The sequence below is a fragment of the Mesorhizobium sp. M7A.F.Ca.ET.027.03.2.1 genome (genome assembly GCF_003999175.1).
Taxonomy (GTDB): domain Bacteria; phylum Pseudomonadota; class Alphaproteobacteria; order Rhizobiales; family Rhizobiaceae; genus Mesorhizobium.
Map to the genome: position 1 here is coordinate 1 of NZ_RZOM01001264.1, position 1,552 is coordinate 1,552.

The window sequence follows — 1,552 nt, forward strand, 5'->3', positions numbered from 1 at the left end:
CGAGACGCAAGCGGAAGGCGACGCCGAAAGGCTGGCAATCGATCTCGCGATGATTGGCTTCGACCTGGTGATCGCGGCCGGCGGCGACGGCACCGCCAGCGAAGTGGCCGACGGGCTGCTGCAAGCGGCCAGGGAAAGCGGCCGGACCACCGAGCTTGGGCTCTTGCCATGCGGCACCGGCATCGATTTCGCGCGTGGGCTAGGGCTGCCGAAAAAGGTCGATGCCGTGCTGAAGCGGATCGCCGAAGCCAAGCCCCGCAAGGTCGATGTCGGACGCATCTGCTACGTCGACGATCACGGCGCGCTGGCCAGCCGGCATTTCATCAACATCGCCAGCCTGGGGCTTTCCGGCGCCACCGACCGCGCCGTCAATGCCGACAAGCGCAAGGGCAGGATGTCGGCCAAGGCGCTGTTCCTGTGGCGCACCGTGGTCGAGTTCATCCGCTACCGCTTCCAGGAGGTCAGGATAACGGTCGACGACGGCGTCCCCGTCGAAGCGCGCATGGCGCTGGTGGCGGTGGCAAATGGAAAGTTCTTCGGCGGCGGCATGATGGTCGCGCCGGATGCGGAACTGACCGACGGGCAGTTCGACATCGTCATCCTGCGCGCGGCCGGCAAGCTGAAGCTGATCTGGGACATCCGGCTGCTCTATGGCGGCCGGCATCGCAATCATCCTGCGATCACCATCCTGCGCGGCAGGAAAGTGGTGGTCGAACCGCTCGGCGATGCGTCAGAGAATGGCGCGCTGGTCGACATAGACGGCGAGTCGCCGGGACGCATACCCGCGACCTTCGAGATCCTGCCCGGCGCATTGACGCTCAGATACTGAATCAAGCCGTTGACAGATTGATTCAGATGGATCCGCCGATCCAGCCAACGCCCTGAAATCGTTTGATATCCAGCCGGCGTCAGAGTTCGAGCTTGGCCGGGAAACCAGGTGCGCGCAGGTCGGTGCCGACGGCATCTTCCAACAGTTTGACGATCTGGGTCGACCAGGCGCCGCCGCCATAGGCGGCCTTGCCTTGCTGAAAAATGGCGTTGACGCGCGATGCCAGCTCAAGCGGCACGCCGGACTGTTCGCCCATTGCCAGCGCGAAGCCGAGGTCCTTCAGCGCCAGGTCCATGGTGAAGCCGATGTCGTAGGAGCCGTTGAGGATGAGCTGGCTTTCGGTCTCGTGGACGAAGCTGTTGCCGGAGGACGCGACGATGGCGTGATAGGCTTGGGCGAGGTCGAGCCCGCCCTGTCTGGCCAGCATCAATGCTTCGCCGGCGGCGACGAGATGGATGAAGGCGAGCATGTTGGTGATCACCTTGATCACCGCCGCCGAGCCGACCGGGCCCATCAGAAACGATTTTGCGCACATCGCCTCGATGGCGGGGCGATGACGTTCATAGAGTGCGGCGTCGCCACCGACCAGCGCGGTGATCTTCCCAGCCGCCGCCAGGTGCACGCCACCGGTGACTGGGCATTCCAGCGTCTCGATGCCCCTGGCCGAGGCGAGGGCGGCGAGGCGGGTAATTTCGTCGCGGCCGTTGGTCGACATCTCGATCC

At 64.8% G+C, this 1,552-nt stretch carries 2 protein-coding genes; one reads left to right on the top strand and one right to left on the bottom strand.

Annotation, left to right across the window (positions count from 1 at the left end; all coding sequences use genetic code 11):
* The coding region (locus EN750_RS33655) for a diacylglycerol kinase family protein (RefSeq protein WP_145968169.1) at positions 1 to 829 on the top strand (829 nt) is incomplete at its 5' end.
* Between the two features lie 79 nt (positions 830 to 908).
* On the opposite strand, the gene EN750_RS33660 is transcribed toward EN750_RS33655, so the two are convergent.
* On the bottom strand, positions 909 to 1,552 hold a 644-nt coding region (locus tag EN750_RS33660; protein WP_145968170.1), incomplete at its 5' end, for an NAD(P)-dependent oxidoreductase.